At 68.3% G+C, this 25,647-nt stretch carries 26 protein-coding genes; 6 read left to right on the top strand and 20 right to left on the bottom strand.

Features of this window, described 5'->3' with window-relative positions:
• Window positions 1-62: 62 nt before the first annotated feature.
• The 14 genes from ACCD06_RS05995 to ffh form a co-directional block, all read right to left on the bottom strand.
• Window positions 63-1,049, bottom strand: coding sequence for a CorA family divalent cation transporter (locus tag ACCD06_RS05995; protein WP_136705138.1), 987 nt, complete (start codon window positions 1,047-1,049; stop codon window positions 63-65).
• A 55-nt stretch (window positions 1,050-1,104) separates the two neighbouring features.
• A complete protein-coding gene (locus tag ACCD06_RS05990) occupies window positions 1,105-1,392 on the bottom strand; it encodes a hypothetical protein (RefSeq protein WP_109075301.1) in 288 nt (95 codons plus the stop codon).
• A gap of 20 nt (window positions 1,393-1,412) precedes the next feature.
• Window positions 1,413-2,312, bottom strand: coding sequence for an acetylglutamate kinase (gene argB / locus ACCD06_RS05985; protein ID WP_085088015.1), 900 nt, complete (start codon window positions 2,310-2,312; stop codon window positions 1,413-1,415).
• Between the two features lie 82 nt (window positions 2,313-2,394).
• Entirely contained in the window at window positions 2,395-3,687 is a 1,293-nt protein-coding gene (locus ACCD06_RS05980; RefSeq protein ID WP_413339482.1) for a cation:proton antiporter, read from the bottom strand.
• 12 nt (window positions 3,688-3,699) lie between these two features.
• A complete protein-coding gene (gene yihA, locus ACCD06_RS05975; protein ID WP_199230789.1) occupies window positions 3,700-4,383 on the bottom strand; it encodes a ribosome biogenesis GTP-binding protein YihA/YsxC in 684 nt (227 codons plus the stop codon).
• Between the two features lie 111 nt (window positions 4,384-4,494).
• Window positions 4,495-6,222 carry a membrane protein insertase YidC gene (gene yidC, locus ACCD06_RS05970; RefSeq protein WP_136705135.1) on the bottom strand — a complete coding sequence of 576 codons (1,728 nt, stop codon included), beginning with the start codon at window positions 6,220-6,222 and terminating at the stop codon, window positions 4,495-4,497.
• Between the two features lie 55 nt (window positions 6,223-6,277).
• Window positions 6,278-6,607, bottom strand: coding sequence for a membrane protein insertion efficiency factor YidD (gene yidD / locus ACCD06_RS05965; protein WP_136705134.1), 330 nt, complete (start codon window positions 6,605-6,607; stop codon window positions 6,278-6,280).
• Window positions 6,608-6,622: 15 nt separating this feature from the next.
• Window positions 6,623-7,009 carry a ribonuclease P protein component gene (rnpA, locus tag ACCD06_RS05960; protein WP_413339479.1) on the bottom strand — a complete coding sequence of 129 codons (387 nt, stop codon included), beginning with the start codon at window positions 7,007-7,009 and terminating at the stop codon, window positions 6,623-6,625.
• A gap of 8 nt (window positions 7,010-7,017) precedes the next feature.
• Window positions 7,018-7,152, bottom strand: coding sequence for a 50S ribosomal protein L34 (gene rpmH / locus ACCD06_RS05955; RefSeq protein WP_098740538.1), 135 nt, complete (start codon window positions 7,150-7,152; stop codon window positions 7,018-7,020).
• 101 nt (window positions 7,153-7,253) lie between these two features.
• A complete protein-coding gene (gene rplS, locus ACCD06_RS05950; RefSeq protein ID WP_012973145.1) occupies window positions 7,254-7,649 on the bottom strand; it encodes a 50S ribosomal protein L19 in 396 nt (131 codons plus the stop codon).
• Window positions 7,650-7,690: 41 nt separating this feature from the next.
• Entirely contained in the window at window positions 7,691-8,437 is a 747-nt protein-coding gene (gene trmD / locus ACCD06_RS05945) for a tRNA (guanosine(37)-N1)-methyltransferase TrmD (RefSeq protein ID WP_247870563.1), read from the bottom strand.
• 59 nt (window positions 8,438-8,496) lie between these two features.
• Window positions 8,497-9,078 carry a ribosome maturation factor RimM gene (gene rimM / locus ACCD06_RS05940; protein ID WP_413339476.1) on the bottom strand — a complete coding sequence of 194 codons (582 nt, stop codon included), beginning with the start codon at window positions 9,076-9,078 and terminating at the stop codon, window positions 8,497-8,499.
• Window positions 9,079-9,154: 76 nt separating this feature from the next.
• Window positions 9,155-9,511: a 30S ribosomal protein S16 gene (gene rpsP / locus ACCD06_RS05935; protein WP_063633821.1), complete on the bottom strand. Its 357-nt coding sequence runs from the start codon at window positions 9,509-9,511 to the stop codon at window positions 9,155-9,157.
• 61 nt (window positions 9,512-9,572) lie between these two features.
• Window positions 9,573-10,958, bottom strand: a complete 1,386-nt coding sequence (ffh, locus tag ACCD06_RS05930; RefSeq protein WP_109075295.1) for a signal recognition particle protein — start codon at window positions 10,956-10,958, stop codon at window positions 9,573-9,575.
• Between the two features lie 333 nt (window positions 10,959-11,291).
• On the opposite strand from ffh, the gene ACCD06_RS05925 reads away from it, so the two are divergent.
• Entirely contained in the window at window positions 11,292-12,644 is a 1,353-nt protein-coding gene (locus tag ACCD06_RS05925; RefSeq protein WP_109075332.1) for a pentapeptide repeat-containing protein, read from the top strand.
• Between the two features lie 33 nt (window positions 12,645-12,677).
• Here ACCD06_RS05925 and ACCD06_RS05920 read toward each other — a convergent pair whose 3' ends face one another.
• From ACCD06_RS05920 to ACCD06_RS05905, 4 genes are all read right to left on the bottom strand, one after another.
• Window positions 12,678-13,295: a hypothetical protein gene (locus ACCD06_RS05920; RefSeq protein WP_247871119.1), complete on the bottom strand. Its 618-nt coding sequence runs from the start codon at window positions 13,293-13,295 to the stop codon at window positions 12,678-12,680.
• A gap of 146 nt (window positions 13,296-13,441) precedes the next feature.
• The gene (locus ACCD06_RS05915; RefSeq protein ID WP_109075294.1) at window positions 13,442-14,074 is read right to left on the bottom strand and encodes a hypothetical protein; all 633 of its coding nucleotides are present in this window, start codon (window positions 14,072-14,074) and stop codon (window positions 13,442-13,444) included.
• Window positions 14,075-14,105: 31 nt separating this feature from the next.
• The gene (locus ACCD06_RS05910; protein WP_109075293.1) at window positions 14,106-15,434 is read right to left on the bottom strand and encodes a DUF2336 domain-containing protein; all 1,329 of its coding nucleotides are present in this window, start codon (window positions 15,432-15,434) and stop codon (window positions 14,106-14,108) included.
• Window positions 15,431-17,152 (bottom strand): diguanylate cyclase domain-containing protein, encoded by a 1,722-nt coding sequence (locus ACCD06_RS05905; protein ID WP_109075292.1) that lies wholly within the window; start codon window positions 17,150-17,152, stop codon window positions 15,431-15,433. Before ACCD06_RS05905 ends, ACCD06_RS05910 begins: the two co-directional genes overlap by 4 nt.
• A gap of 237 nt (window positions 17,153-17,389) precedes the next feature.
• Here ACCD06_RS05905 and ACCD06_RS05900 point away from each other — a divergent pair, with 237 nt between their 5' ends.
• From ACCD06_RS05900 to ACCD06_RS05885, 4 genes are all read left to right on the top strand, one after another.
• Window positions 17,390-18,121 carry a pyrimidine 5'-nucleotidase gene (locus ACCD06_RS05900; RefSeq protein ID WP_136705127.1) on the top strand — a complete coding sequence of 244 codons (732 nt, stop codon included), beginning with the start codon at window positions 17,390-17,392 and terminating at the stop codon, window positions 18,119-18,121.
• Between the two features lie 108 nt (window positions 18,122-18,229).
• Window positions 18,230-19,072, top strand: a complete 843-nt coding sequence (gene dapD / locus ACCD06_RS05895) for a 2,3,4,5-tetrahydropyridine-2,6-dicarboxylate N-succinyltransferase (protein ID WP_413342459.1) — start codon at window positions 18,230-18,232, stop codon at window positions 19,070-19,072.
• Between the two features lie 148 nt (window positions 19,073-19,220).
• Window positions 19,221-20,369, top strand: coding sequence for a succinyl-diaminopimelate desuccinylase (gene dapE / locus ACCD06_RS05890; RefSeq protein ID WP_413339471.1), 1,149 nt, complete (start codon window positions 19,221-19,223; stop codon window positions 20,367-20,369).
• A gap of 22 nt (window positions 20,370-20,391) precedes the next feature.
• On the top strand, window positions 20,392-20,961 hold the full coding sequence (locus tag ACCD06_RS05885) for a hypothetical protein (protein ID WP_413339469.1): 570 nt from the start codon (window positions 20,392-20,394) through the stop codon (window positions 20,959-20,961).
• A gap of 50 nt (window positions 20,962-21,011) precedes the next feature.
• Here ACCD06_RS05885 and cobT read toward each other — a convergent pair whose 3' ends face one another.
• Both cobT and ACCD06_RS05875 read right to left on the bottom strand, forming a co-directional pair.
• Window positions 21,012-22,037, bottom strand: coding sequence for a nicotinate-nucleotide--dimethylbenzimidazole phosphoribosyltransferase (cobT, locus tag ACCD06_RS05880; RefSeq protein ID WP_413339467.1), 1,026 nt, complete (start codon window positions 22,035-22,037; stop codon window positions 21,012-21,014).
• A gap of 113 nt (window positions 22,038-22,150) precedes the next feature.
• Window positions 22,151-23,209 carry a hypothetical protein gene (locus ACCD06_RS05875; RefSeq protein WP_413339465.1) on the bottom strand — a complete coding sequence of 353 codons (1,059 nt, stop codon included), beginning with the start codon at window positions 23,207-23,209 and terminating at the stop codon, window positions 22,151-22,153.
• Between the two features lie 220 nt (window positions 23,210-23,429).
• On the opposite strand from ACCD06_RS05875, the gene ACCD06_RS05870 reads away from it, so the two are divergent.
• Window positions 23,430-25,226, top strand: a complete 1,797-nt coding sequence (locus tag ACCD06_RS05870) for an acyl-CoA dehydrogenase (RefSeq protein ID WP_413339463.1) — start codon at window positions 23,430-23,432, stop codon at window positions 25,224-25,226.
• Window positions 25,227-25,647 lie beyond the last annotated feature (421 nt).

Below are 25,647 nucleotides of genomic sequence, written 5' to 3'. Positions count from 1 at the left end.
CGGACGCGCCTGTCAAAAGGAAAGCGCCGCAGACGATCCGTCTGCCATATTGTGGAAATGCGCTACATCCAACGCTTCGACCGCACATAGACCATCGGCAGCAACGCCGACAGCAGCATCAGCCCGAGGGCGCTGGCATAGCCGAAGGGCGAATCGCTGCCGGGCATGTCGGTGAAGTTCATGCCGCCGATGCTGGCGACCAGGGTCGGCGGATAGAGCAGGACGGTCAGCACCGACACGATCTTGACGATCTCGTTCTGCTCGACATTGATCTGTCCCAACGCCGTATCCAGCGCCAGCGCGACCTTGCCGGCCAGGAAACGGGCATACTGGTCGAGCCCGCGCAGGTCCTGCAGCGTGGTCTTGGCCCAGCGCCGCGTCGCCTTACCGGAATGCCAGCCGTCGCCGCGCGCCAGGAAGTCGGTCATGCGGGTAAGGCTGGCCAGACTGACCCGCGCCTTGCCGATCAGATGGCCGGCATGGCCGATGCGCTTCAGCGTCTGGGCATCGTCCAGCGTCTCGCCGCGGGAGCGCAGCTTGCGCCCGCGGAAATAGCGGCGGTTCAGCGCATCCAACTCCACCCCGGTCCGCCGCAGCACGACGGAGGTGCGGTCGATCATCCCATCCACCAGCGCCGCCAGAACCAATTCGCCACGGGCGGCCGAGATCTCGCCATGGGTGGCGCGGCGGCGAAAGGCCAGCAGCGCCTGCGGATCGATGTCGTGGATGGTCACCAGCCGCCGCCCGGCCAGCACAAAGCTGACGGTCGCGATGCGCGGCTCGTCGGTGTCGGCCCAGACCAGCGCGGTGACGGTCATGGTCAAGGCGCCGCCGGTCACGCGCAGACGGCTCGACTCCTCGATCTCAGCCATCTGCTCGCGGGTGGGCAGGCCCGTTCCGATCAGCGCCTCCGCCCGCGCCAACTCTTCGGACGTCGGATTGATGAGGTCGAGCCACACGGCGGAGTCGGGCAATGGCGCCGCCTCCTCCGCGGCAGCCTCCCTGACCCAACGCAGCAGACCGCCGTCATTGACGAAGACATGCAGCAAGGCTGTGCTCCTTGCGTCGGTAATCCGCCCCTCTCCCGCCCCGGGAGAGGGCAATTTACGTCAGCCGACCGCCGCGTCGCGGCTTAACGGGTGGCGGCACCTTCTCCCCATTGTCGAGGTCCAGCGCCGCACCCTCGGCCTTCAATGCCTGTTCCAGCTTGCGCCGGAAGGCGCCGCCGTCCCGCTTGGCATCCAGGAAATGGCCGACCGCCTCCTTCGCCGCGTCGCTGTCGTAGGGAACCTTGCCCAACGCCGCCAGCTTGGCGCGCTCCACCAGCTTCGGGTCCATCTTCTCGCGGATGGCCTTCATCTGGCGGAGCAAATCCTTGCGCAGGTCGGACATCAGTCCCCCTTATTCCGGCGTCAGGCCTTGCCGATCAGGGTGCCGGCGCCGCCCTCGGTGAAGATCTCGAGCAGCAGCGCATGCGGCACGCGGCCATCCAGGATAACAGCGGCGTCGACGCCCTGCTCCACCGCGCCGATGCAGGTCTCGATCTTCGGGATCATGCCACCCGAGGCGGTGCCGTCGGCGATGGCCTTGTGGGCATCCGCCAGCGACATCTTCTCGATCAGCTTCTTTTCCTTGTCGAGCACGCCGGCGACGTCGGTCAGCAGGAAGAAGCGCGCCGCCTTCACCGCCGCCGCGACCGCACCGGCCGCCGTGTCGGCGTTGATGTTGTAGGTGTCGCCGTTCACGTCGAAGCCGACCGGCGCGATCACCGGGATGATGTCCGACTTGGCGAGGGCCTGCAGAATCTCCGGGTTCACCTTGTAGGGTTCACCGACGAAGCCCAGGTCCAGCACCCGTTCGATGTTGCTGTCGGGATCGCGTTGCACGCGCTCCAGCCGGCGGGCGGTGATCAGGTTGCTGTCCTTGCCCGACAGGCCGACGGCGCGGCCGCCGGCGCTGTTGATGGCGGCGACGATCTGCTTGTTGATGGAGCCGGCCAGCACCATCTCGACCACCTCGACCGTCTCCTTGTCGGTGACGCGCAGGCCGTCGATGAAGCTGGACTTGATCTTCAGCCGCTCCAGCATCTGGCCGATCTGCGGCCCACCGCCGTGGACGACCACCGGGTTGATGCCGACCTGCTTCAGCAGCACGATATCGCGCGCGAACAGCTCCGCCAGACCGGCGTCGCCCATGGCGTGGCCGCCGTACTTGATGACGAAGGTGCTCCCGGCATAACGGCGCATGTAGGGCAGCGCTTCGGACAGGGTACGGGCCTTGGCGAGCCACTCGTCACGGGTGGGAGTCTGCACGGGAGGATGCCCTTTGTCGGGATGGAGTGTCGGGTCTCTTTAACGGAAAGGCCGGCCGGTTGCCTAGGGGGCAATTTAACGGTCACATACCCCCACGCCTGCCTCCCGCGGTCGCCGCCGCGGTACAGCCGGCCGGACGCCACAATCCGGCCAGCCGCGTCATCGGCTGCGTCAGCGCGGTGACCGCCACCGCCATCAGCACCATCGCCGAGAAACAGGGACCGGACAGCACGCCTGCCTCCAAGAGAACGGTCAGCACGATCACCTCCATCAACCCCTTGCACGGCATCAGCGTGCCGAGCCTGAGCGCGTCCGGCCAGGACTCGCCGGTCCAGCGGGCGGGCAGCGTGGTGCCGGCCATCTTGCCGGCGAACGTGGCGAGGCTGGCGAGCGCGAACACCGTCCATTGCGCCGGGTCGTTCAGCGTCAGGTTCACCTTCAGCCCGGTCAGGGTGAAGAAGAACGGCAGCAGGATCAGCGTGGCGAAATGCTCCAGCCGGTCGAGGATGGCGGCGGCGTAGCGGCGCGGCATGGCGCTGCCTGCGATGAAGGCGCCCAGGATGTAATGCAGTCCGATCAGTTCGGTCACCGCCGCCGAAGCCAGCAGCGCCGCACAGGTCACCACCACCGCGGTATCGCCCATCCGCCCATCCGGCGCCACCCGCTCCAGCAGACGGTCCAGCAGCGGGCGCACGACCAGGACCGTCGCCCCGACATAGGCGAAGCCGAGCAGCCCGACCTTCGCGACCGCCCAGGGATCGCCGCCGCCGCCATCGGCCGTGGACCATGCCAGAACCGCGGTGATCAGCAGCCAAAGCAGCGCGTCGTTCACCGCGGCATAGCCCAGCGCCAGACGCCCGACCCGGTCGCCGAGCAAACCCATCTCGCGCAGGATGGCCCCCAGCACCGGCAGAGCGGTGACGCCGACGCAGATGCCGAAGCCGGCGGCGAACAGGCCGGGAGTCGCATGCGGTCCGGTCATGCCGGGAAAGGCGCCGGCCAGCCACCAGCCCAAGGCGCCGCCCAACAGGGTCGGCACCAGCATGCTGGACAGCGCCACGGTGGCGAAGGCCCCTCCCCGCCCGCGGAACTCGGCGGGATCGAGATGCAGGCCGGTGAGGAAGGCAAAGAATACGACGGCCATCAGGGCCAGACCGGACAGCGGCGCCAGTGCCGTCGGCGCGAACAGAACGCCCCACAAATCCGGCGCCAGCCGGCCGAGCAGCGACGGCCCCAGCGCCACCCCGAACAGGATCTGGATGACCACCATCGGGGCGATGTGGCGCCCGCCGCCGAGCCGCCACAGCAGAAACGGCCCGGCGATCAGCAGCAGGGCCTGCATCAGGAACAGCAGCGCGGGGGAAATGCCACCCACCGCCGCCGGCCCTTATTCGGCGGCCAGGGCGAGCGCCGCGAGGCTGGCGCGCAGCTCGGCGATGCCGGTGCCCTTCTCCGAACTGGTGACATGGATGTCGGGGAAGGCTGCCGGGTGCTTCTTCAGCCCCGCCTGGGTGTCGCGGCGGATCCTGTCCAGATCGGCGGCCTTCACCTTGTCCGCCTTGGTCAGTACGACGACGTAGGGCACCGCCGTGCGGTCCAGCATCTCCATGATCTCATGGTCGTTGGGCTTCAGCCCATGACGCGAATCGATCAACACGAGCGCCCGGCGCAAGGTGACGCGGCCGCGCAGGAACCGGCGGACCATGTCGTTCCACGCCTCCACCTTCTCCTTCGATTCCTTGGCATAGCCGTAGCCCGGCATGTCCACCAGCTTCAGCCGGTCGCCGAGGTTGAAGAAGTTGAGCTGCTGCGTCCGGCCCGGCGTGTTGGAGGTGCGGGCCAGCGTCTTGCGCCCGGTCAGCGCGTTGACGAGGCTCGACTTGCCGACATTCGACCGGCCGGCGAACGCGACCTCCGGCAGGTCGGCCTCCGGCAGCTGATTCAGCGCGTTGGCGCCCCAGACGAAGTCGCACTCCTTGGCGAACAGCAGCCGCCCGGCCTCCAGCGCGGCCTCGTCGAAGCCGGAAACGATGCTGGGGGTGTCGGGGGTCGGCGTGTCGGGGGTGGTCATGGCGGGCGCTCTCGTTGGGATCGGCTAAAAAACATACCGCCGGCAGAGGCCCGTCAAGGGTCTTTGCCGGCGGTACGTCTCAGACATTGGGCAGAGGAGGGATCGGGCCGATCAGACCTTCACGCCCATGCGCTTCATGATGGTCCACTGCTGCAGGACCGACAGCGTGTTGTTCCAGGCCCAGTAGATCACCAGACCGGCCGGGAAGCCGGCAAGCATGAAGGTGAAGACGATGGGCAGGAACTGGAACACCTTCTGCTGGACCGGGTCCGGCGGGGCCGGATTCATCTTCTGCTGGAACCACATGGTCACGCCCATGATCAGCGGCCACAGGCCGAGATGCAGCATGGTCGGCGGGCTCCACGGGATCAGGCCGAACAGGGTGAACAGGTTCGTCGGATCGGGCGAGGACAGGTCGTGGATCCAACCGAAGAACGGCGCATGCCGCATTTCGATGGTCACGAACAGCACCTTGTAGAGCGAGAAGAACACCGGGATCTGGATCAGGATCGGCAGGCAGCCGGACACCGGGGAGACCTTCTCGCGCTTGTACAGCGCCATCAGCTCCTGGTTCATGCGCGCCTGATCGTCGCTGAACTTCTCGCGCAGCTCCTGCATCTTGGGCTGCAGAGCCTTCATCTTGCTCATCGCCTGATAGGACTTGTTGGCGAGCGGGAAGAAGACGGCCTTGACGCAGACGGTCAGCACCAGAATGGCGATGCCGAAGTTGCCGATGACACGACCCAGGAAATCCAGCGCGTAGAAGAACGGCTTGGTCAGGAAGTAGAACCAGCCGAAATCGATCGCGAGGTCGAAGTTCTTGATGTTCAGCTTCTCGGAGTAGCTGTCGAGCAGCTTCACCTGCTTGGCGCCGGCGAACAGGCGGCCGGTGTTCTCGACCGAGGCACCCGGCGCGACCGTGACCGGCGCACCCATGGTATCGGTCTGGTAGCGGTCGGTGTTGGCGACCTGATTGTAGAGGAAGCGCGCGGTGACCTTCTCGTTCGGGTCAGGCACCAGCGACACCAGCCAATACTTGTCGGTGATGCCGATCCAGCCGCCGGTCGTTTCCTTGGAGATGCTGCCGGCCTTGCGGACGTCGTCGTACTTCTCTTCGGTCAGCGAGCCGTTGAAGACACCGAGCGGGCCTTCATGCAGGATGTAATAGCCCGACGTGTGCGGCGTGCCGGTGCGCGACACCAGGCTGTAGGGCAGCAGCGTGACCGGGTTGGCGCCGGTGTTGCGGACCGACTGCGTCACCGTGAACATGAAGTCCGGGTCGACGGCGATCTTGCGCTCGAACACCAGCCCCTGGCCGTTGTCCCAGGTCAAGGTCAGCGGCTTGTCCGGGGTCAGCGCGGTGCCGTCGGCGGTCCAGCGGGTGGTCGCGGTCGGGGTGGCGATGCCGGCGCCCTGCGGCACCCAGCCGAACTCGGCATAATAGGCGGCGGGCGTGCCGGCCGGGGCCAGCAGCACGATCTCCGGGCTCTTCGGGTCCGGCGTCTCGTGGTACTGCGCCAGCGTCAGGTCGTCGATGCGGCCGCCGACGAGGTTGACGGACCCGTGCAGGGCCGGCGTGTCGATCTTCACGCGGGTGCCGGCCGCCAGCTGCTCGGCGAGCAGCTCGGGGCGCTCCTTCGCGACCTCTGCCGTGGCGGGTGGCTGCTGGGCGGGCACGCCGGGGGCCGGCACCGGCACCGACTGCTCCGTCTGGGCGGCCTGCTGGGCGGCGAGTTGCTTCTGCTGCTCCACCCGCGGCTTTTCGTAGAAATACTGGAAGCCCAGAAGGATGGCGATCGACAGGGCAATCGCGATGATGAGGTTGCGTTGGTCGGTCATGGCGTCCCGGTTGCCGTGGGGCCTTTGGAAGAAGGGCGGCGTGTGCGCGGCCTTGTTACGGGTTTTCGCCGGGCTGGGCAACCGCCGCATGCCCTTTTTCCCGCAGGCCGCAGCGATGGGACGCCTGGGGCGCCCCCTGCGGAGCGGGATCGGGCACGGGATCCCATCCCGACCCGCCCCAGGGATGGCAACGCCCGAGCCGGCGCACAGTCAGCCATCCCCCCCGGATGGCCCCATGCTTTTCCAGCGATTCGATGGCGTAGCAGGAGCAGGTCGGCTGGAAACGGCAATGCCAGCCCACGAAGGGCGACAAGGTCCAGCGATAGAGATAAACGAGCGCGCGGAGCAGGTGCGCGAGCGGGCTGAGGCCGGCGATGCGAAACATGACGTCGCTGGCCTCCTACCCTTCCGCCTCGCGCCAGAGGCCGAGGCGCTTCAGCCCGGCGGTCAGGTCGCCGAGCAGATCGGTCCACGGCCGCTCGGCCGTGCCGCCGCGGGCGACCAGGACGAAGTCGTGGCCGGGCGCCGCATGAACGGTCAAAATCTGCCGCGCTGCCTCACGCAAACGGCGGCGGGCGCGATTGCGCACCACCGCGTTGCCGACCTTGCGGCTCGCCGTCAAACCGAAACGGATCGGCGGACCGCCGACGGCGGGCCGCTGCTTATCGTCGTGCCGGCGCACCTGGAGGATCAGGCCGGGAGCCACATGCTTGCGCCGTGTCCCGGCCACGGCCAGAAATTCCGGCCGCCGCATCAGGCGCCCGACCTCGTGGTCCGGCGCCGCCATCGCGGGGATCAGGCGCTCAGGACCTTGCGGCCGCGGGCGCGGCGACGGGCGATGACCTTGCGGCCGCCGACGGTCGACATGCGGTGGCGGAAGCCGTGGCGACGCTTACGCACGATTTTGGACGGCTGGAACGTGCGCTTCATGGCGCCTACTCCTTAAGCTTTGCTGATGGTGACGGGAAGAAGACGCCCGGCCGGATGGCCGGGCGCCGAACCTATGAACCTGAAACGAACCGAAAGGCGCCTTACTCGGCAGCCCGGCGGCCGTTGACCATGCCGCGGCCGGTGGTGCGCTCGGCGATGCGGGCGGCCTTGCCGCGCAGATCGCGCAGGTAGTACAGCTTGGCGCGACGGACGGCGCCCTTGCGGACCAGCTCGATCGAGTCGATGCGCGGGGAGTACAGCGGGAACACGCGCTCCACGCCCTCGCCGTAGCTGATCTTGCGAACGGTGAAGGAGCTGTTCAGGCCGGCGTTCTTGCGGGCGATCACGACGCCCTCATAGGCCTGGACACGCTCGCGCGTGCCTTCGACGACCTTCACGTTCACGCGGACGGTATCGCCCGAGGAGAACTCCGGGATCGTCTTGCCACCGAGGGCCTTCTCGATCTGCTCCTGCTCGAGCTGCTGCAACAGGTTCATAGCACTACCCCTTTTCTATCGGCGCGCCTCGCGGCGGACCGTCACTCCGGTTTCGGGTCGCGCCGGCGAGCCTGCCGCCGACCCTTGTTCGTAACAGTTTCTGCCGGACGGCTTGCCTGGTAGAGCGACCACAGGTCCGGCCGTCGGGCCTCCGTGATCTTCTCCGCCTCGGCCAGCCGCCAGGCCTTGACCTTTCCGTGGTGACCGGAGAGCAGAACCTCCGGCACCGCGCGTTCCACACCCTGTCCGTCGGTCCAGACCGCCGGCCGGGTGTAGTGGGGGTATTCGAGCAACCCCCGTTCGAAACTCTCTTCGCCCGCCGTCTCCACGTTGCCCATGACGCCAGGGAGCAAGCGCACCACGGCATCCATCAGGCTGAGCGCGGCGAGTTCCCCGCCGGACAGCACGAAATCCCCGAGGCTGACCTCTTCGAGGCCGTGCGCATCGAGGACCCGCTGGTCCACCCCTTCGTACCGGCCGCAGAGCAGCGTCACCACCGGGGTGGCGGCCAGCTCCTTGACCAGTTCCTGGTTCAGCACCCGTCCGCGAGGCGACAGATAGATCGCCCGGCCGCGTCCCGGTGCCCCCACAGGTCCCGCCGTCGCGGTCAAAGCCGCGTCCAGCACGTCGGGCCGCATGACCATGCCGGCCCCTCCGCCGAAGGGGGTGTCGTCGACGGAGCGGTGTTTATCGCGCGCGAACGAGCGAATGTCCACCGATTCCAGTGCCCAGACTCCATTTTCCAACGCCTTGCCGGCCAGCGAGTGGCCGAGCGGCCCCGGAAACATTTCCGGGAACAGCGTCAGAACCTTGGCCGTCCAGACCCGCGGACCGTCGGCGCCGTGATTCACGGCCCCTCCTCCCCGCGCTGGTCTCCGCCCTCTTCCCCCTCGTCCTCCTCCGCCTCGTCATCGGAACCCTCGCGGGCTTCGATCACGGCCGGAAGATCGACGACGATGCGACCGCCCCGGACGTCGACCACCGGCACGCAGGCCTTGGAGAAGGGAAGCATCTCCAGCGGCCCGCCGGCGGTTCGGACTTCGAGCACGTCGCCGGCTCCGAAGTCGTAGATCGCCTTTACCGTGCCGTAGACGGTTCCGTCGGCGAGTTCCGCACGCAGGCCGATCAGGTCGGCATGGTAGAACTCGTCCTCGTCCTCCGTCGCCGGCAAGGCGCCGCGGTCCACATAGAGCCGCACACCGGCCAGCGCCTGCGCCTGTTCGCGGCTGGTCACCCCGTCGACCTTGGCCAGGAAGTTGTCCTTGACCATGCCCTGGAGCGTCACCGTGAAGCGGCGGGCGCCGTTCTCGTCCGACAGCGGGCCATAGGTCATGATGTCGGCGGGTTCGGCGGTGAAGCTGCGCAGCTTCACCAGCCCCCGCACGCCGTGCGATCCCGCGAACTGGCCGACACAGATTTTGGCGGTCATCGAAGGAGCACCCGGCACGTCGTCACGACCTCAACCCTGCGGGCCAAGAGGCCCACCCTCAACCTCAGCCCCAAGCTCAGCCTTCTGCGGCAGCCGCGGCAGCGGCGGCCTCGGCCTTCAGACGCTCCTGCGCCTTGGCCTTCGGAGCCGACTTCTTCGGGGTCTCGCGGACGGCGGGCTTCTCGACCAGGCCGGCATTGGCCAGGAAGTGCACGACACGGTCGGTCGGCTGGGCGCCGACCGACAGCCAATGCTTGGCGCGCTCGGCGTTCAGGATGATGCGCTGCTCGTGCTCGCGCGGCAGCATCGGGTTGTAGGTGCCGATCTTCTCGATGAAGCGGCCGTCACGCGGGCTGCGGGCGTCCGCGATGACGATCGAGTAGAACGGACGCTTCTTCGCACCACCGCGAGCCAGACGAATCTTCAGAGCCATTGGTCGAAACTTTCTCTTCTCAAGTCAAACAGGTATCAGGTGATTTCGTAAGGCGGTCAGGTCAGCCGAAAGGCCCCTTGCCGCCAAAGCCGCCGAGTCCCTTCGGCAGCAGATTTCCCAGGCCGCCGCGCAGCATCCCCTTCTTCCCAAGCTTCTGCACCTGCTTCATCATTCCGCGCATGGTCTCGAACTGCTTCAGCAGCTTGTTGACCTCCTGCACCGAGGTGCCGGAACCGGCGGCGATTCGCTTGCGGCGCGAAGCCTTGATGATGTCGGGGTTCTTGCGTTCCGCCTTGGTCATCGAGGAGATGATCGCCTCCTGGCGCTTGATCATCCCGTCGTCGACGTTGGCGTCCTTCAGCTGGTCCTTGATCTTGCCGATGCCCGGCAGCATCCCCATCAGGCCGGACATGCCGCCCATCTTGCGGAGCTGCTTCAGCTGCATCGCCATGTCGTCGAGGTCGAAGCCCTGGCCCTTCTCCATCTTGCGGGCGAGCTTTTCGGCTTCGTCCTTATCGATGGTCTCGACGGCCTTTTCCACCAGCGACACCACGTCGCCCATGCCGAGGATACGGCCGGCGATGCGGTCGGGGTGGAAGGACTCCAGCGCGTCGATCTTTTCGCCGACGCCCAGCAGCTTGATCGGCTTGCCGGTGATCTGGCGCATCGACAGGGCCGCACCGCCACGGGCGTCGCCGTCGATGCGGGTCAGCACGATGCCGGTGATGCCGACCTTGTCGTTGAAGTTGGTGGCGACGGTGACGGCGTCCTGGCCGGTCATCGCATCGGCGACCAGCAGCGTTTCCGCCGGCTTGGTCGCGTCGCGGACCGCCGCGACCTCCGCCATCAGCTCCTCGTCGATGGCGAGGCGGCCGGCGGTGTCGAGCATGACGACGTCATAGCCTTCGAGACGGCCGGTCTCGATGGCGCGTTTGGCAATGGCGACCGGGTCCTGGCCCGGCACGATCGGCAGCGTCGCGACGCCGGTCTGCTCGCCGAGAACCTTCAGCTGTTCCTGGGCGGCCGGACGGCGGACGTCCAGCGAGGCCATCAGGACCTTCTTGCGCTCCTTCGTCTTCAGACGGAGCGCGATCTTGGCGGTGCTGGTGGTCTTGCCCGAGCCCTGCAGGCCGACCATCAGGATCGGCACCGGGGCGGCGGCATTCAGGTTGATGTCGGCGCCTTCGCCCAGCATCTCCACGAGGTTGTCGTGGACGATCTTGATGACCTGCTGGCCGGGGGTGACGGACTTCAGCACCTCCTGCCCGACGGCGCGCTCCTTCACCTGGGTGACGAACTGCTTGACGACGGGCAGCGCGACGTCGGCCTCCAGCATCGCCACGCGAACTTCGCGCAGTGCAGCGGAGACGTCCTCCTCGGTCAGCGCGCCACGGCGGCGCAGCTTGTCGAAGATGTCGCCCAGGCGTCCGGTCAGGCCTTCGAACATGCGTTACTCGTTCCCCAGTTCCGGGTCCAGCGTCAGAGCCGCCACCCGCACAAGCACGAAAGCGCCAGTGCGCGAATTTCGCGGACTGGCGGAGATACCCGGCATGGGGCCGGGGTACCCGGTCTATCGACTTGGCGGAAGACAGGTCGGCGGACCATAGAGAAGCCGGAACCACGAGTCAACCGTTGCAAGCGGTCCTTGGACTCCCGCCGAAGGTCGCCCTTGCGGGGACGCGGTTATCGGTCGCAACCTTGTCACAGTCCGCCGACTCTTAACCAAATTTTGGCGACTCTTTCGGATTATGGGTTACCAAATAGAGAAGGTATGCCGGCGATGTCGTCCGCCCAGGGCTTCGGGTCCAACAGTCCGCGCACCAAGCTGACCCAGAGCCAGCTCAACGCGATCCTGTTGCGGCACCAGGCATTCCGTAAAAGCCAGCCCGGCGGCGTGCGCGCCAACCTGAAGATGCGGGACCTGTCGCATCTCGACCTGTCCGGCATCGACCTGTCCGACGCCGATCTGTCGGGCGCCAAGCTGTTCAGCGCGCGGCTGACCGGCGCCAACCTTTCCAACGCCAACCTCTATGCCGCCGACCTGCGGCTCGCCAACCTTGAGAAGGCCGACCTGCGTCGGGCCGACCTGCGCGGCGCGTGCCTGCGCGGCGCGGTGCTGAGCGAGGCGACGCTGGTGGAGGTCGACCTGCGCGACGGCACGCTGCTGCATTACGACGCCAGCGGCGAGATGTACACGCAGGAGTATGAGGATTCGGTCCTGACGTCGGAACTGACGGCGGCGACCATCCGCGGCGCCGACCTGTCGCGGGCGAAGATCGCCAACGCCTTCGTCATGCAGACCGACCTGACCGACGCCATCCTGCGCGGCACGAAGTTCATGCGCGCCAACCTGACCGGCTCCAACCTAACCGGCTGCGACCTGACCGACGCCGACCTGACGGAGGCCAACCTGTCGGGCGCCCGCTTGTCGGGGGCGGTGATGACCGGCTGCGCCATCAACCGCACCAACTTCAGCGGCGCCACCATGATCGGCGCCATCCTCGACGCCGCCCAGATGCGCTCGCCCAACCTGCAGGCGGCGGTTCTGGCCAAGACGCTGGAGAACCCGGAAGACGACCTGCGCGAGATGCTGATGGAGCATCTGAGCTGGATCGACAGCGGCGGCAAGGCCGGCAAGCGCGCCGACCTGTCGGCGCTGGACCTGTCGGGCCGCAAGCTGGACGGCATCAACCTGTCGGCGGCGATCCTGCAATGCATCGCACTGCGCGGCGCCAACCTGTCGGGTGCGGCGATGGCGATAGCCGACCTGTCGTTGGCTGACATGCGCAAGGCCAACCTGTCGAAGGCCGATCTGCGCGGCGTGAATTTCGAGCGCGCCACCCTGACCGGTGCCGACCTGACCGGCGCCCAGCTTGGCCCCGTCCATATCCAGACGATGAGCGGCCATATCTGGCGCGCCAATCTGCAACGCGCCCGGCTGGGCATGGCGCTGCTGTGCAAGGCCGACCTGCGCAAGGCCAACCTCGCCGGGGCAAATCTGGCCGGAGCCGACCTGACCGGCGCCGACCTGACCGAAGCCGATCTGACCGGCGCCGACCTGACCGGGGCCGTGCTGGACGGCACCACGATGGATCAAGCGATCGTCGAGGAGGCGATCGGGCTGGCCAGTTGAAGCGATCGTCCCGGCTCCGGGTCAGGAGTCGGATCAGACGGGGGTCCCGCCCCGCTTCGCCAGCCAATCGCCGGAGCTGTAGACGCTGCGGACATGGTGGACCAGCAGGTTGCGGGCATCGATCAACTGGCCCATCCGCTCGCGGCAGGCGACGATGCCGGTGTCGGGGTGATAGACCGGCGCCAGTTCACGGAAACGCCGCCTCACCTGATCCTCGTCGAAACACCATTCATTGACGAAACCGAACAGCTGCGCCGCGTCGCGCACTTCGGTGATCTGACCGTCGAGCGGCTGGAAGGACAGGCGCTGCAGCGCGTGGGCCAGCGTCTTGTTGCGGTAGCCCAGCGTCTCCACCGCGGCTTCCAGCCGGCGCACGTCTTCGGCCGGCAGGATGCGGGCGCCCGGATCGGCAAGCGCCAGGGCGGCGGCCAGCGCCCTGCGGATCGCGGCGTCGCAGGATTCCACGCCCTCCACCTCCAGCACCGCTTCCCCGCCCGAGTCGCGCAATCCGGGATCGGCTGCCCCCTCCGGGGCCAGCAGCAGGGCGGCCGTCACGAGCGCCGACACCCCCACCCCGCGCAGGGCGGCAAGCTCCAGCACCGCGGCGCGAAAATGCGCGCCGCAGGGCACGGATCGGCCGGGGGCTGGCATGGGACTGGACTCTTCCGGTGCGGTCATCGTCGGCGCCAACACTTGGTGGAAGCGGGCGCGAGTCTACGCAAACTCTTGAATCGCCGCAATCACGCGGATGGACGCGGCCGGAAGGATTTGAGCCGGACGGAGTATCGCACGTGGGCTCAGTGCGTCCTCATCGCCCCCGGCTTGGCCGGCAGGCGGTTGAGCAACTCGTCGATATAGGCGGTCTCGTCCTTGCCGGACATGGCGGCGAAGCCCTTCAGCATCTGGCTGCCGAAGGAGAAGACGCTGGACAGGTCGATGCGCCACGCCCCGCCTTCGCGCACGAAGTCGGCCGGAACCAGCGCCGGCCGGTTGTCGACCATCAGCAGGCCCGATGCCCGGTCACCCTTGACCCGCACCGGCCCCAGAGAGCTGCGGGAAATGACGTTGGGGCCGAGCCAGCCGGCCTTCAGCGCATGGTTGGCGATGTCGCCGACCGACATGCGGCGCAGTTCGGACGGGCCGAGATAGCGGCGCAGACCCATGGCGGCGAAGCGCTCGGCCGGTTCCAGCCGCTGCAGCGGCGCGTCGCCGGGCTGGCGGGCGGCGTCACGCACCGACTCCAGCGCTTTGACCGAGTTGCGGGTGAGCAGCGGGATCACCGCCGACCCCCGCTTTTCGGCCAGCGCGCTGCGGGCGGCGTCGAAGGTCGCGGCGACCTCGCGCTCCTCCGGCGTTTCGCGCGGCGGGGCGGCGAAGCTGGTGGATGCTGCGATCAGGATGACGAAGAAGGCGAGGAAAGCGACACGCATGCCAGGGAAAACCCGAAAACGGTTGGAAACGTCACGCCTTCTCCTCGACGCCGAAGAATTCGAGCTGCCAGCGCATCTCTTCATCGGTCATCGGATAGTGCGTGCCGTCGCGAGCATTAAGCGCCGTTTTTGGCGGAATCTGGGCAAGCCGCAACTGGACCTGCCGGGCGAAGCGCATGGTCAGCCCGGCGCGCCACACCAGCGCGGTGACGGCGCGCGGCGCATGGGTGGCGACGATGCGGTCGACCACCGGAAGCGGGATTTGCGACAGCTCCGCCAGCGCCGCCATGACGAAGCCGCGGTCGCCCTCCACCATGGACCCCTCGATCAGCTTCTCGGTCAGCTTGCCTTCCTTGTTCAGGCGGGCCGCCTTGTCGCTGGGGCGTTCCACCGGCTTCTCCGGCCCGGCGGCACCGCCGACCGCCTCCTCGCCGAAATCGACCGGGCCAAGCGGCTGGCCGGGCGCGGTGCCGGCCGCCGCCTGCCCCACCCGCTGGCGCACCGCCTCCACCAGCCCGCGCGCCGCCTCCGGATCGAGGTCGTCGCGGTCCTGCAGAACCTTCAGCAGATTGTCGGCGACGAAGCTGGCCAGCCGCGCCACCGCACGCGCCGGCAGCCGCGGACGGCGGACCAGCGGCGAATGCCAGGGCTCGTGCTGCGGCGCCTGATCGAGGATGCGGTCGAGCGTCTCTTCGCGGATCTGGGCCGACGGGTTGCCGAGCAGCGCCGTCACCGCCGCCTCGTCGTCGGAGCGCGCGATGGCGTCGGCGACGGAGGCGGAGACGTTGTGCCGGCTGGCGATGGCGGTCATCGCGCCCCGCACCGGCCCCTTCATGATGATGTCGGTCAGATCCTCTTCGGTGAGGATCGGCGAATGCTGCAGGACCGGTGCGCAGACCGACAGCTCCACGTCGCGGGCCAGCCGGTTGATGACGCCGTGCGGGGCGTTGGGCAGGTCCTTCAGCGCCTCGGCCAGGATGCCGCGCACCTCCGTCGCCTGGTCGCGCGCCAGCGTTTCCAGGCATTCCACCGTCAGCCGTTCGATCTGGATCGCCTGATCGGCCGACAGCTCCGGCAGCAGGCGGGCGATCTTCTGCGCCACCGCCTGCCGCACCATGACCTCGCGGTCCTTGGCCAGCAGCAGGTCGGCCTGCCGCGGCGTTCCGGCATTGGTGGCGATCGCGCGCCGCACCTCGGCCGCGGCGTCGGCGGCCAGGAAATACAGCAGCTCCGGCCGGGTCTTGGGATGCTCGGCGACCTTCCGGCGAACCGCCGGATCCTCGCTCTGCACCATCCGCTTGGCGGATTCGTAGTCGGCGGGGTCGAGTGTCTCGGGACGCGGGGAGGCGGGCGGGGTCACGGGGCGGGCTCCGCGGCGGAAATGTCGGACGAAGATACCTGGAAGACCGGAGCCAGGGCGTAATGGCCCTTGCCGCTCTTCTTGGCGTCGTACATGGCGGCATCGGCGCGGTCGGTCAGCTCGCGCACCGTCTCGCCGCGGCCGGGGGTATGCACGGCGATGCCGATCGACAGGCCCAGCGGTTTCTCCGGGCTTGCCGACAGGTGGGCAAGGTCACGCATGCCGTTCAGCAGCCGATCGGCGACGATCCGCGCCTTCTCCTCGTCGGTGCGGCCCAGCCACAGCACGAACTCGTCGCCACCCAACCGTCCCGGCAGGTCGCCCGGCCGCACCCCGGTGGTCAGCAGCGTGCCGATGGCCTTCAGCACCGTGTCGCCCTGCTGGTGGCCGTGCAGGTCGTTGACCGCCTTGAAGTTGTCCAAGTCGACATAGAGCAGGGCCGACGGCCCGCTGTCCGGCCGCGAGATCGATTCCTCCAGCCGTTCGAAGAAGGTGCGGCGGTTGAACAGGCCGGTCAGCCCGTCGCGCTCCGACAGGCGGCGCAGCCGCTCCTGATAGGCGAGATGGGCATGGGCGATGCCGATATGGTCGGCCACGCCAGACATCAACTGGCGGTCGTCGTCGTCCCAGGGCTCCGAATCGCCGGTGCGCCAGACCAGCAGCGCGCCGTTCACCGCCTGCCGGTACTCGGTCCGCTCGCCGATCAGCTGCACGTCGCCCAGCCGGTCGGCCAGTTGCCCTTCGCCATTGGCGATGCGGTCGAGCAGCGCGGTGCCGACCTCCGGCAATTCCGCGCCGAACTCCGCCACCAGCGACAGGGCGACACGACCCCCGCCCGCGGCGCCGGCGCTGCCGCCCCCCTCCTCCGCCCGGTAGATCCGGCAGCCGTCGGCGCTGAGCGCCCGCGCCGTCTCCGTGGCGGCCACCACCAGCGCTTCCGCGGCGTCGAGCCGGTCGCGCAGGGTGTGGACGATGTGGCCGAGCAGCCGTTCGCGATAACGGATGCGCGCCAGTTCGTTGGAGCGCAGCACCTGTTCGGTCACGTCGCGGCAGACGCCGCGGGCGCCGATCCAGTCGCCCTGCGGCCCGAACAGCGGCAGGGCGGAGGCGACGATGCAGGCTGGCGTGCCGTCGGCGCTCTTCAGCCAAAGCTCGGACTGATCGACGGCGCGGCGGCAGTCGAAGGGCATCGGCAGGTCTTCCGCATCCTCCAGCGCCAGGCTGCGCGGGTCGCGGCCGATCAGCGCGTCGGCCGGATAGCCCAGCGCGCCCTTGTGGCTGACGAAGACGAAGGTGCCGTCCGGTCCCGTTTCCCAGGCGAAGTCGGAGGAGACCTCCACCAGATCCTTGTAGCGCCGCCGCGATTCGGTCAGCGTGTGGCGCAGCTGCCGTTCCAGCGTGTCGTCGCGGCCCAACAGCAGGAAGCCGCCGTCGGGCAGCGGCACGCCGGCCCATTCGACGATCATGATCCCGCGCAGCGATTCCACCGGCACCGAGCGCAGCCCCGGCGCCACGCTTGACCCCGACAGCCAGTTGCGCAGTTCCGGCAGCCAGCGCGGGTCGCTGTCCATCATGTCTTCCGCCTCGGCATTGGCTTCGGCGACGGCCAGCGCCGCATCCAGCCGCAGGGCCGGGCCGGGATACAGCGCGACCAGCGTCACGGGGCCGGTCGGACCGGCATTGGTGGCGGAAGTACCGGTGGTCAGGAGAAGGTCCACGGCGATCCCAGATCGGCGGGCCACGAGGCGGACGAGCCGCGCGGCGGGCGGGGTGAAAAACCTTAGGCTGCAAACCGTTATAAGGTCCGGCCCATGCTACCTCTTTAGGGGTTAATCTTCAATCAACCAACGATGCGGGGGAGCCCCCATGGCGGCGGCTCGACCCAAGGGACGGGCCGACGCTGCGACCATGTGAAGCGCCTTGCGGCGGCACGCCGGCGGCCCCATTCTTGGGGGATGACCGTCCCGACCTCCCCCGCCGCTCCGGCGCCCGACTCCGCCACCGGATCCGCCGGCAATCCCCTTGCCGCGCTGCGCGACCGCGCCGTGTGGATCTTCGATCTCGACAACACGCTCTACCCGGCATCCTGCAACCTGTTCGCCCAGGTCGACCGCCGGATCAACGAGTTCATCGCCACCCATTTCAACATCGGCATGGACGAGGCGCGGGTGCGGCAGAAGCAGTTCTTCCGCGAATACGGCACCACGCTGCGCGGCCTGATGATGGAGCATGACGTCGATCCGGTTGCCTACATGGACTATGTCCACGACATCGACGTGACCGGCGTCCAGCCCTCCGCCCAGCTGGCCGACGCGCTCGCCCGGCTGCCCGGCCGCAAGATCATCTACACCAACGGCTCCGTCCGCCATGCCGAGAATGTCGCCGGCCGGCTGGGCATCCTCGACCGGTTCGAGGCCGTGTTCGACATCGCCGCCGGCGGATTCGTGCCGAAGCCCGATCCCCGCCCCTACGCCACGCTGGTGGAGCGCCACGGCGTCGACCCGGCCGACGCCTGCATGGTGGAGGACATCGCCCGCAACCTCGCCCCCGCCCATGCGCTGGGCATGACCACCGTCTGGGTCCGGGGCGAGAAGGAATACGAGAAGGCCGGTGTCGGCGCCGGGATCCACATCGACCACACCGTGGACGATCTGCCCTCCTGGCTGGCCGCGGTGGCCGGCCTCTAGAGCTTTGTCGCAAACCGGCCAATCCCGGCCGCGGGTACGGTTGACAGCGGGCGCGATGCGGCTCCATGGTGCCGTCCCTTGGACAATCGACAGCAGAACGACCGCGCCATGAGCCACGCCAGCCTGCAAGCCACCATCGACGCCGCCTGGGAAAACCGGGCCGATCTCACCACCGCCACCACCGGCCCCGTCCGCGACGCCGTGAACGCGGCGCTGGACGCGCTCGATGCCGGCGACCTGCGCGTCGCGGAGAAGACCGCGGACGGCTGGAAGGTCAACCAGTGGCTGAAGAAGGCGGTTCTGCTGTCCTTCCGCCTGAACGCCAACGAGATGATCCCCGGCGGACCCGGCGGCTCGTCCTGGTACGACAAGGTGCCGCCGAAGTTCGAAGGCTGGACCGAAGGCCAGTTCCAGAACGCCGGCTTCCGCGCCCTGCCCGGCGCCATCGCCCGCAAGTCGTCCTATGTCGCCCCCGGCGTCATCCTGATGCCGAGCTTCGTCAATGTCGGCGCCTATGTCGACAGCGGCACCATGGTCGACACCTGGGTCACCGTCGGGTCCTGCGCGCAGATCGGCAAGAACGTCCACCTGTCGGGCGGCGTCGGCATCGGCGGCGTGCTGGAGCCGCTGCAGGCCGACCCGGTCATCATCGAGGACAACTGCTTCATCGGCGCCCGTTCGGAGATCGTCGAGGGCGTGATCGTCGAGGAAGGCGCCGTCATCTCCATGGGCTGCTACATCGGCGCCTCGACCAAGATCATCGACCGCCACACCGGCGAGGTCTTCATCGGCCGCATCCCGGCCTATTCGGTCGTTGTCCCCGGCTCGCTGCCCGGCAAGCCGCTGCCGGACGGCACTCCGGGCCCGAGCCTGTACTGCTGCGTCATCATCAAGCGCGTCGACGAGAAGACCCGCTCGAAGACGGCGATCAACGACCTGCTGCGGGATTGATCGGCAAGCCGTTCAACCCGATCCTCCGTCACCCCCGCGCAGGCGGGGGTCCAGGCTTCGCATCGCAGCACTCCGGCCCCTGCACCTGGATCCCCGCCTGCGCGGGGATGACGACCGGCGGAGACCGGGCCGGTTGGAAAAGAGCCGCATGACCATCGACCCCGTCGCCCTCGCCCAGGACCTGATCCGCTGCCCCAGCGTCACGCCGCGCGACGACGGCGCATTGGGCGTGCTGGAGGCGGCGCTGACGCCGATGGGCTTCACCTGCCACCGCCTGCGCTTTCAGCAGGAGGGAACGGAGCCGGTGGAGAACCTCTATGCCCGGCTCGGCACCGAGGGACCCAACTTCTGCTTCGCCGGCCACACCGACGTGGTGCCGCCGGGCGACAAGGGCTGGACGGTCGATCCCTTCGCCGGCGAGGTGATGGGCGGGCGCCTGTTCGGCCGCGGGGCCGTCGACATGAAGGGAGCCATCGCCGCCTTCGTCGCCGCCGTGTCGCGCCGGCTGCAGGATGGGCCGCCCACCGGCTCCATCAGCCTGCTGATCACCGGCGACGAGGAAGGGGTGGCGATCAACGGCACCCGCAAGGTTCTGGACTGGCTGGCCGAGCGCGGCGAGCGCATCGACGCCTGCGTGGTGGGGGAGCCGACCAACCCCAAGGCGCTGGGCGACATGATCAAGATCGGCCGGCGCGGCAGCCTGAGCGGCTTCCTGACCGTATTCGGCGCGCAGGGCCACGTCGCCTATCCCCATCTGGCCGACAACCCGCTGCCGCGGCTGGTCCGCATGCTGGCCGCCATCACCGAACACCCGATGGACAAGGGCACGGCGCATTTCCAGCCTTCCACCCTGGCGCTGACCACCATCGACGTCGGCAACAAGGCGACCAACGTCATCCCGGCGCAGGGCAAGGCGACCTTCAACATCCGCTTCAACGACGCCCACACCCCGGCCAGCATCGAGGCGTGGCTGCGTCAAACCTTCGATGCCGTCGGCGGCGCCTATGAGTTGGAGATCTACTGCTCCGGCGACAGCTTCGTCACCCCGCCCGGCCCGCTGACCGAGCTGGTGGCGGAGGCGGTGGAGGAGGTGACCGGGCGCCGGCCGGAATATTCGACCACCGGCGGCACGTCAGACGCCCGCTTCATCAAGAATGTCTGCCCGGTGGTGGAGTTCGGGCTTGTCGGCCAGACCATGCACAAGGTGGACGAATATTGTTCGGTGGAGGATCTGCGCCAGCTGACCGCCATCTACGAGTCGATCCTGAAGGGCGTGTTCGCGCGCCTTGCCGGGTGAGAAGCCTGACCGGGACATCACGATGCCGCTGACCACCCCCGCCATCCTGTCCTCCCTGACCGGCGCGTGGCGGCTGGCCCGTTTCGACCGGACGGGGATGGAGTTCTTCGACCGCACACCGGACGGCGCGCTGAATTCCTTTTATGCCGCTCTGGTGGTGCTGCCGGCCTATGCGCTGCTGCTGGCGATCCGGCTGTGGGACCAGCTGGGCGGCACGCCGATCCTGCAGCTGGTGACGGTGGAGGGTATCGCCTACGTCGTCAGCTGGACCGCCTTCCCGCTGGCCCTGTTCCGCATCGCGTCGCTGATGGGCAAGGAGCAGCTCTATCCGGGTGCTTTGACCGCCTACAACTGGTCGGCGGTGGTACAGATGATGATCTACCTGCCGACCATCGTGCTGTCCGCCACCGGCCTGCTGCCGTCGGGAGTGTCCGAAGCGCTGGTCTTCGGCGTGATGATGGCGATGCTGACCTACCAGTGGTTTGTCCTGCGCACCGCCCTGTCGCTGTCGGGTCTGGCCGCCGCCGCGCTGGTGATGCTGGACCTGTTCCTGTCGGCGGCGATCAGCGATCTGGCGGATGGGATGCTGTAATCGGGATGCTGTGAGGGCGAGGACCGCCCCCACAAAATCCCACGCGCCAATCACCCCTGCGTGCTGACACCCGCCTCGGCGAAGGTCGCCATGCCGGCGTGGCAGGCGACGGCGGACTTCACGATGTTGATCGCCAGCGCCGCGCCGGAGCCCTCGCCCAGCCGCATGCCGAGATCGAGCAGCGGCTCCTTGCCGATGGCCTGCATCAGCCGGGTGTGGCCCGGCTCGACCGAGCGGTGGGCGACCATGCAGTGGTCGAGCGCGCGGCGGTCGGCCTTGTAGAGCACGGCGGCGGCGGCGGTGCAGGCGAAGCCGTCGAGCAGAACCGGAACGCGGGCGACGCGGGCGGCCAGGATGGCGCCGGCGATTGCGGCGAACTCGTAGCCGCCCAGGCAGCGCAACGCCTCGAACGGGTCGTCCTTCGCCTGCGGGTTGGCGGCGACACCGGCCTCCACCGCGGCGATCTTGCGGGCGAGGCCCTCGTCGTCGATGCCGGTGCCGCGGCCGGTCCAGTCGGCCGCCTCGCCGCCGAACAGGGCGAGGCAGAGCGCCGCTGCCGAGGTCGAGTTGGCGATGCCCATCTCGCCCAGCGACAGCAGCTGGACGCCCATCTCCACCGCCATCATGCCGTAGGCCATGGTGCGGCAGCACTCCTCCTCACCCATGGCCGGGCCCTGGGTGAAGTCGGCGGTCGGGTTGTCCAGGTCCAGTTCGTAAACGCGGAGGTCGGCGTCGGCCACTTCGCAGAGCTGGTTGACCGCGGCGCCGCCATTCTGGAAGTTGGCGACCATCTGCACCGTCACATCGGCCGGGAAGGCCGAAACGCCGCGGGCGGCCACGCCGTGGTTGCCGGCGAAGACGGCGACACGGGGACGGCGCGCCTCGGCCGGGTGCTGGCCCTGCCACGTCGCCATCCACTGCGCGATCTCCTCCAGCCGGCCGAGGGAGCCCGCAGGCTTGGTCAGCTGCCGTTCGCGCTGGAGGGCCGCAGTGCCGGCCTCCAGGTCGGGGCCGGGCAGGTTGCGCACGAGCGCGCGGATTTCCTCGAAAGTGACGGCGGGCTGCTGGTTGCTCATGATCGGTCCTGAGGGGTGAGCGCCAAAAAACGGCGCGACCTTGCACCCATCCGGCCATCAAGTCAAAGCGCCAGAGTAGGGCATTTTGACCCCACCCTGCCCTGTCGACAGCTTTACGCCGCCTTGGCGACCCCGTCGGTCCCGGCGGCACCCGCGGTGGCCGAGGCGACCGGCGTCGCCGATTCGGACCCGACGATGCGACCAAGCCCGAGCCCGAAGCCCATGGCGACGCCGGTGCCCGCCGTCTGGTCGGTGCGTACCGGCTCGTCACGCATGCGGCGGTGGTCCTTGTCGCGCAGGCGGGCCGGGCGGCCGCTGACGCTGTCGACCTCGTCCGGAGTCTCCAGGGCGTTCAGCGCCAGCACCTGATAGATCGACAGCGGCGTGCCGTTCAGCGACTTGGCCGGGGCCATCGGCACCTGGGTGGTGAAGCCGTCCGGCATGTCCTGCTTGCGCACCGCGTCGTTGACCACCTGGGCCGGGGCGAAGTTGGCCAGCGGGTTCTCCGAGAATTTGGTGGCGAAGCGGTCGTAGATCTCCTTCAGCGACTTCGCCTTGCCGGTGGCCTTGTCGTAGAAGACGTTCTTGTTGGCCGCCGCCGCGTCGGGGAAGACGTCGCGGGCGGTGCGGCCGGGGTTCTCCTGCATCGCGTTCAGGAACTTCGACGCGCCGCCCGCCCCCAGGAAATGCGCCAGATACAGCTCGGTCGAGCCGATCTTGCCGTCCACCGTCTCCTCCAGATACTCCTTGTTGTCGCGGGTGTATTCCGCGGCCATCAGGGCCGACGCGGTCGGGTCCTTGCGCAGTTCCAGGATCTCCTTCTTCATCGCCGGATCGGCGACATAGGGCCGGCCGTCGCCGCGGGTCTGGATGGCGTTGGCGTATTTGCCATAGCCATGGTCGGCGCCGTGATCCTTCATCGTCTGCAGCCAGGTGCTGTCGATGAACTGGTAGAGCCCCGTCGCCGAGGAGGAGGAGGACTTTATGTCCGTGCGATAGCCGCTCTCCACGGCAGCTTTTTCCATGAGGTAGGAAAAATCGACCCCCGTCTTCGCGCTGGCATTGCGCACGGCGGCCTCCACATTGGCCGGGCCACGGGTGGCCCCTGCGGCCTGGGCGGCGGCCTGGGTGGCTGCGTTGCTGAGGTTGCCGAGAGCGGAAGCGTAGGTCATGGGTCGATCCCCGTGTGATGGCCCCGATGGGAGGCGGTCACTCCCATGCAGACGCCATGCCAAGCGGACGGAGGCTTGATGACGCCGCGGAGCGGGCCTAGCCTTGTCATGACGCGGCATCCCGCCCTCTCGCCAAGCGCCATCCGATGCTGTATGTTAACGTATAGGTAAACCAAACAATCCTTCCCCTACAAATCCGCTCTGGGAGACTCGCCCCGCCATGACCTACACCGCTCCGGTCGACGATCTGCGCTTCGTCCTGAACGAGGTGGTGGGCCTCGACGCCATCGCCGCCCTGCCCGATTGCGACAGCGCCGCCCCCGATCTGGTCGACGCCATCCTGGAGGAGGCCGGCAAATTCGCCTCCGGCGTGCTCGCCCCGCTGAACCGGGTGGGCGACAAGGAAGGGGCGAAGCTGGAGAACGGCGTCGTCCGCACCGCCACCGGCTGGAAGGAGGCCTATGGCCAGTTCACCGAAGCCGGCTGGAACAGCCTGCCCTTCGAGCCGGAGTATGGCGGGCAGGGCCTGCCCTGGACCGTCGCCTTCGCGGTCAACGAGATGTGGCAGGCCGCCAACCTGTCCTTCGGCCTGTGCCCGCTGCTGACCCAGGGTGCGGTGGATCTGCTGACCGAGCATGCGAGCGTCGAGCAGAAGGCGGTCTATCTGTCGAAGATGATCTCCGGCGAATGGACCGGGACGATGAACCTGACCGAACCGCAGGCGGGCAGCGACCTTGCCGCGGTGCGGACCAAGGCGGTACGGGCCGGCGACGGCAGCTATCGCATCACCGGCCAGAAGATCTTCATCACCTATGGCGAGCATGACCTGACGGAGAACATCGTCCATCTGGTGCTGGCCCGCCTGCCCGACGCCCCGGCCGGCATCAAGGGCATCAGCCTGTTCATCGTGCCAAAGTTCCTGCCCAAGCCCGACGGCACACCCGGCGAGCGCAACGACCTGCGCTGCGCCAGCCTGGAGCACAAGCTGGGCATCATGGCCAGCCCGACCGCGGTGATGGCCTATGGCGACGACGAGGGCGCCATCGGCTACCTCGTCGGCGAGGAGAACCGCGGCATCGAATACATGTTCACGATGATGAACAACGCCCGTCTCGGCGTCGGCATCCAGGGTGTCGCGATTGCCGAGCGCGCCTATCAGCAGGCCCGCGACTACGCGAAGAGCCGCGTGCAGAGCAAGGATCTGGCCGATCCCAAGGGCTCCGGCGTCGCCATCATCAAGCATCCGGACGTGCGCCGCATGCTGCTGGACATGCGCGCCAAGACCGAGGCCGCCCGTGCCCTGGCGCTCTATGCCGGCACGCAGTTGGACATCTCCCGCCACCACGAGGATCCGGCGGTGCGCGCCGCAGCATCCGCGCGGGTCGACGTGCTGACCCCGATCGTCAAGGCGTGGTCGACCGACATTGGCTGCGAGGTGGCCTCCACCGGCGTGCAGATCCATGGCGGCATGGGCTTCATCGAGGAGACCGGCGCCGCCCAGCATTACCGCGACGCCCGCATCACCCCGATCTATGAGGGCACCAACGGCATCCACGGCAACGACCTGACCTTCCGCAAGACCGGCCGCGACAAGGGCGCGGCAGCGAGAGCCTTCGTCGCCGACATGCGGGCGACGGTGGAGGAGCTGGGGGCCGCCCCCGGCGACGACCTCGCGGTGATCCGCACCGAGCTGTCGGCCGGGCTGGACGCGCTGGACAAGGCCATCGACTGGATGGTCGCGACCCAGGCGGAGGGCGACCTGCAGGGGGCGGCGGCCGGCGCGGTGGCGTATCTGAAGCTGTGGGGCACGGTGGCCGGCGGCTGGATGCTCGCCCGCTCGGCGATGAAGGCGATGGAGGGGATGCGCCAGCCGGGCGCCAACGCGTCCTTCCTGGAAACCAAGCTGATCGTCGCGCGCTTCTACGCCGAGCAGGTGCTGGCCACCGCCCCCGCCCTGCTGCCGACCATCGCCAGCGCCCGCAACACGGTGATGGCGCTGAGCGAGGAGCAGTTCTGACGTTGGCGCCCCTGTTTCGCGGGGGTGGATGGAACGTTTGAAACACCGTGAAACGGTTTTCCGGGCCCTGTTCAGTTGTTCCACGCCGCCCACGTGATGGCGGCGGGGAGCGGTGAACGGGGTGGGAAACCGGGCAACGAGGGACATGGGGACTCCGCAGAAACGCAGGACGTTAATCCTATGTCCAGCGGATGTCTTAGGCAACCGACCGCCGAAAATCCGGCTGGGCGGCGCCCCTTGTCAAGATGGCACCTGCCCGAAGCCAGCGCGACGTCCCCTCTCCCGCCCCGGGAGAGGGAAGGGGCCCGCCGCAAAGCGGTGGGAAGGGTGAGGGGTTAGGCACGAAGCCATGCGGTTCGGGATTCTTGGCCTCCCCCTCACCCTCCCCACTTCGTGGGTCCCCTCCCTCTCCCGGGGCGGG

Source organism: Azospirillum sp. CT11-132, from assembly GCF_047302835.1.
Classification (GTDB): Bacteria; Pseudomonadota; Alphaproteobacteria; order Azospirillales; family Azospirillaceae; genus Azospirillum.
The sequence above is the reverse complement of the archived record's forward strand: the minus strand, read 5'-3'. Positions and strand labels throughout refer to the sequence as shown.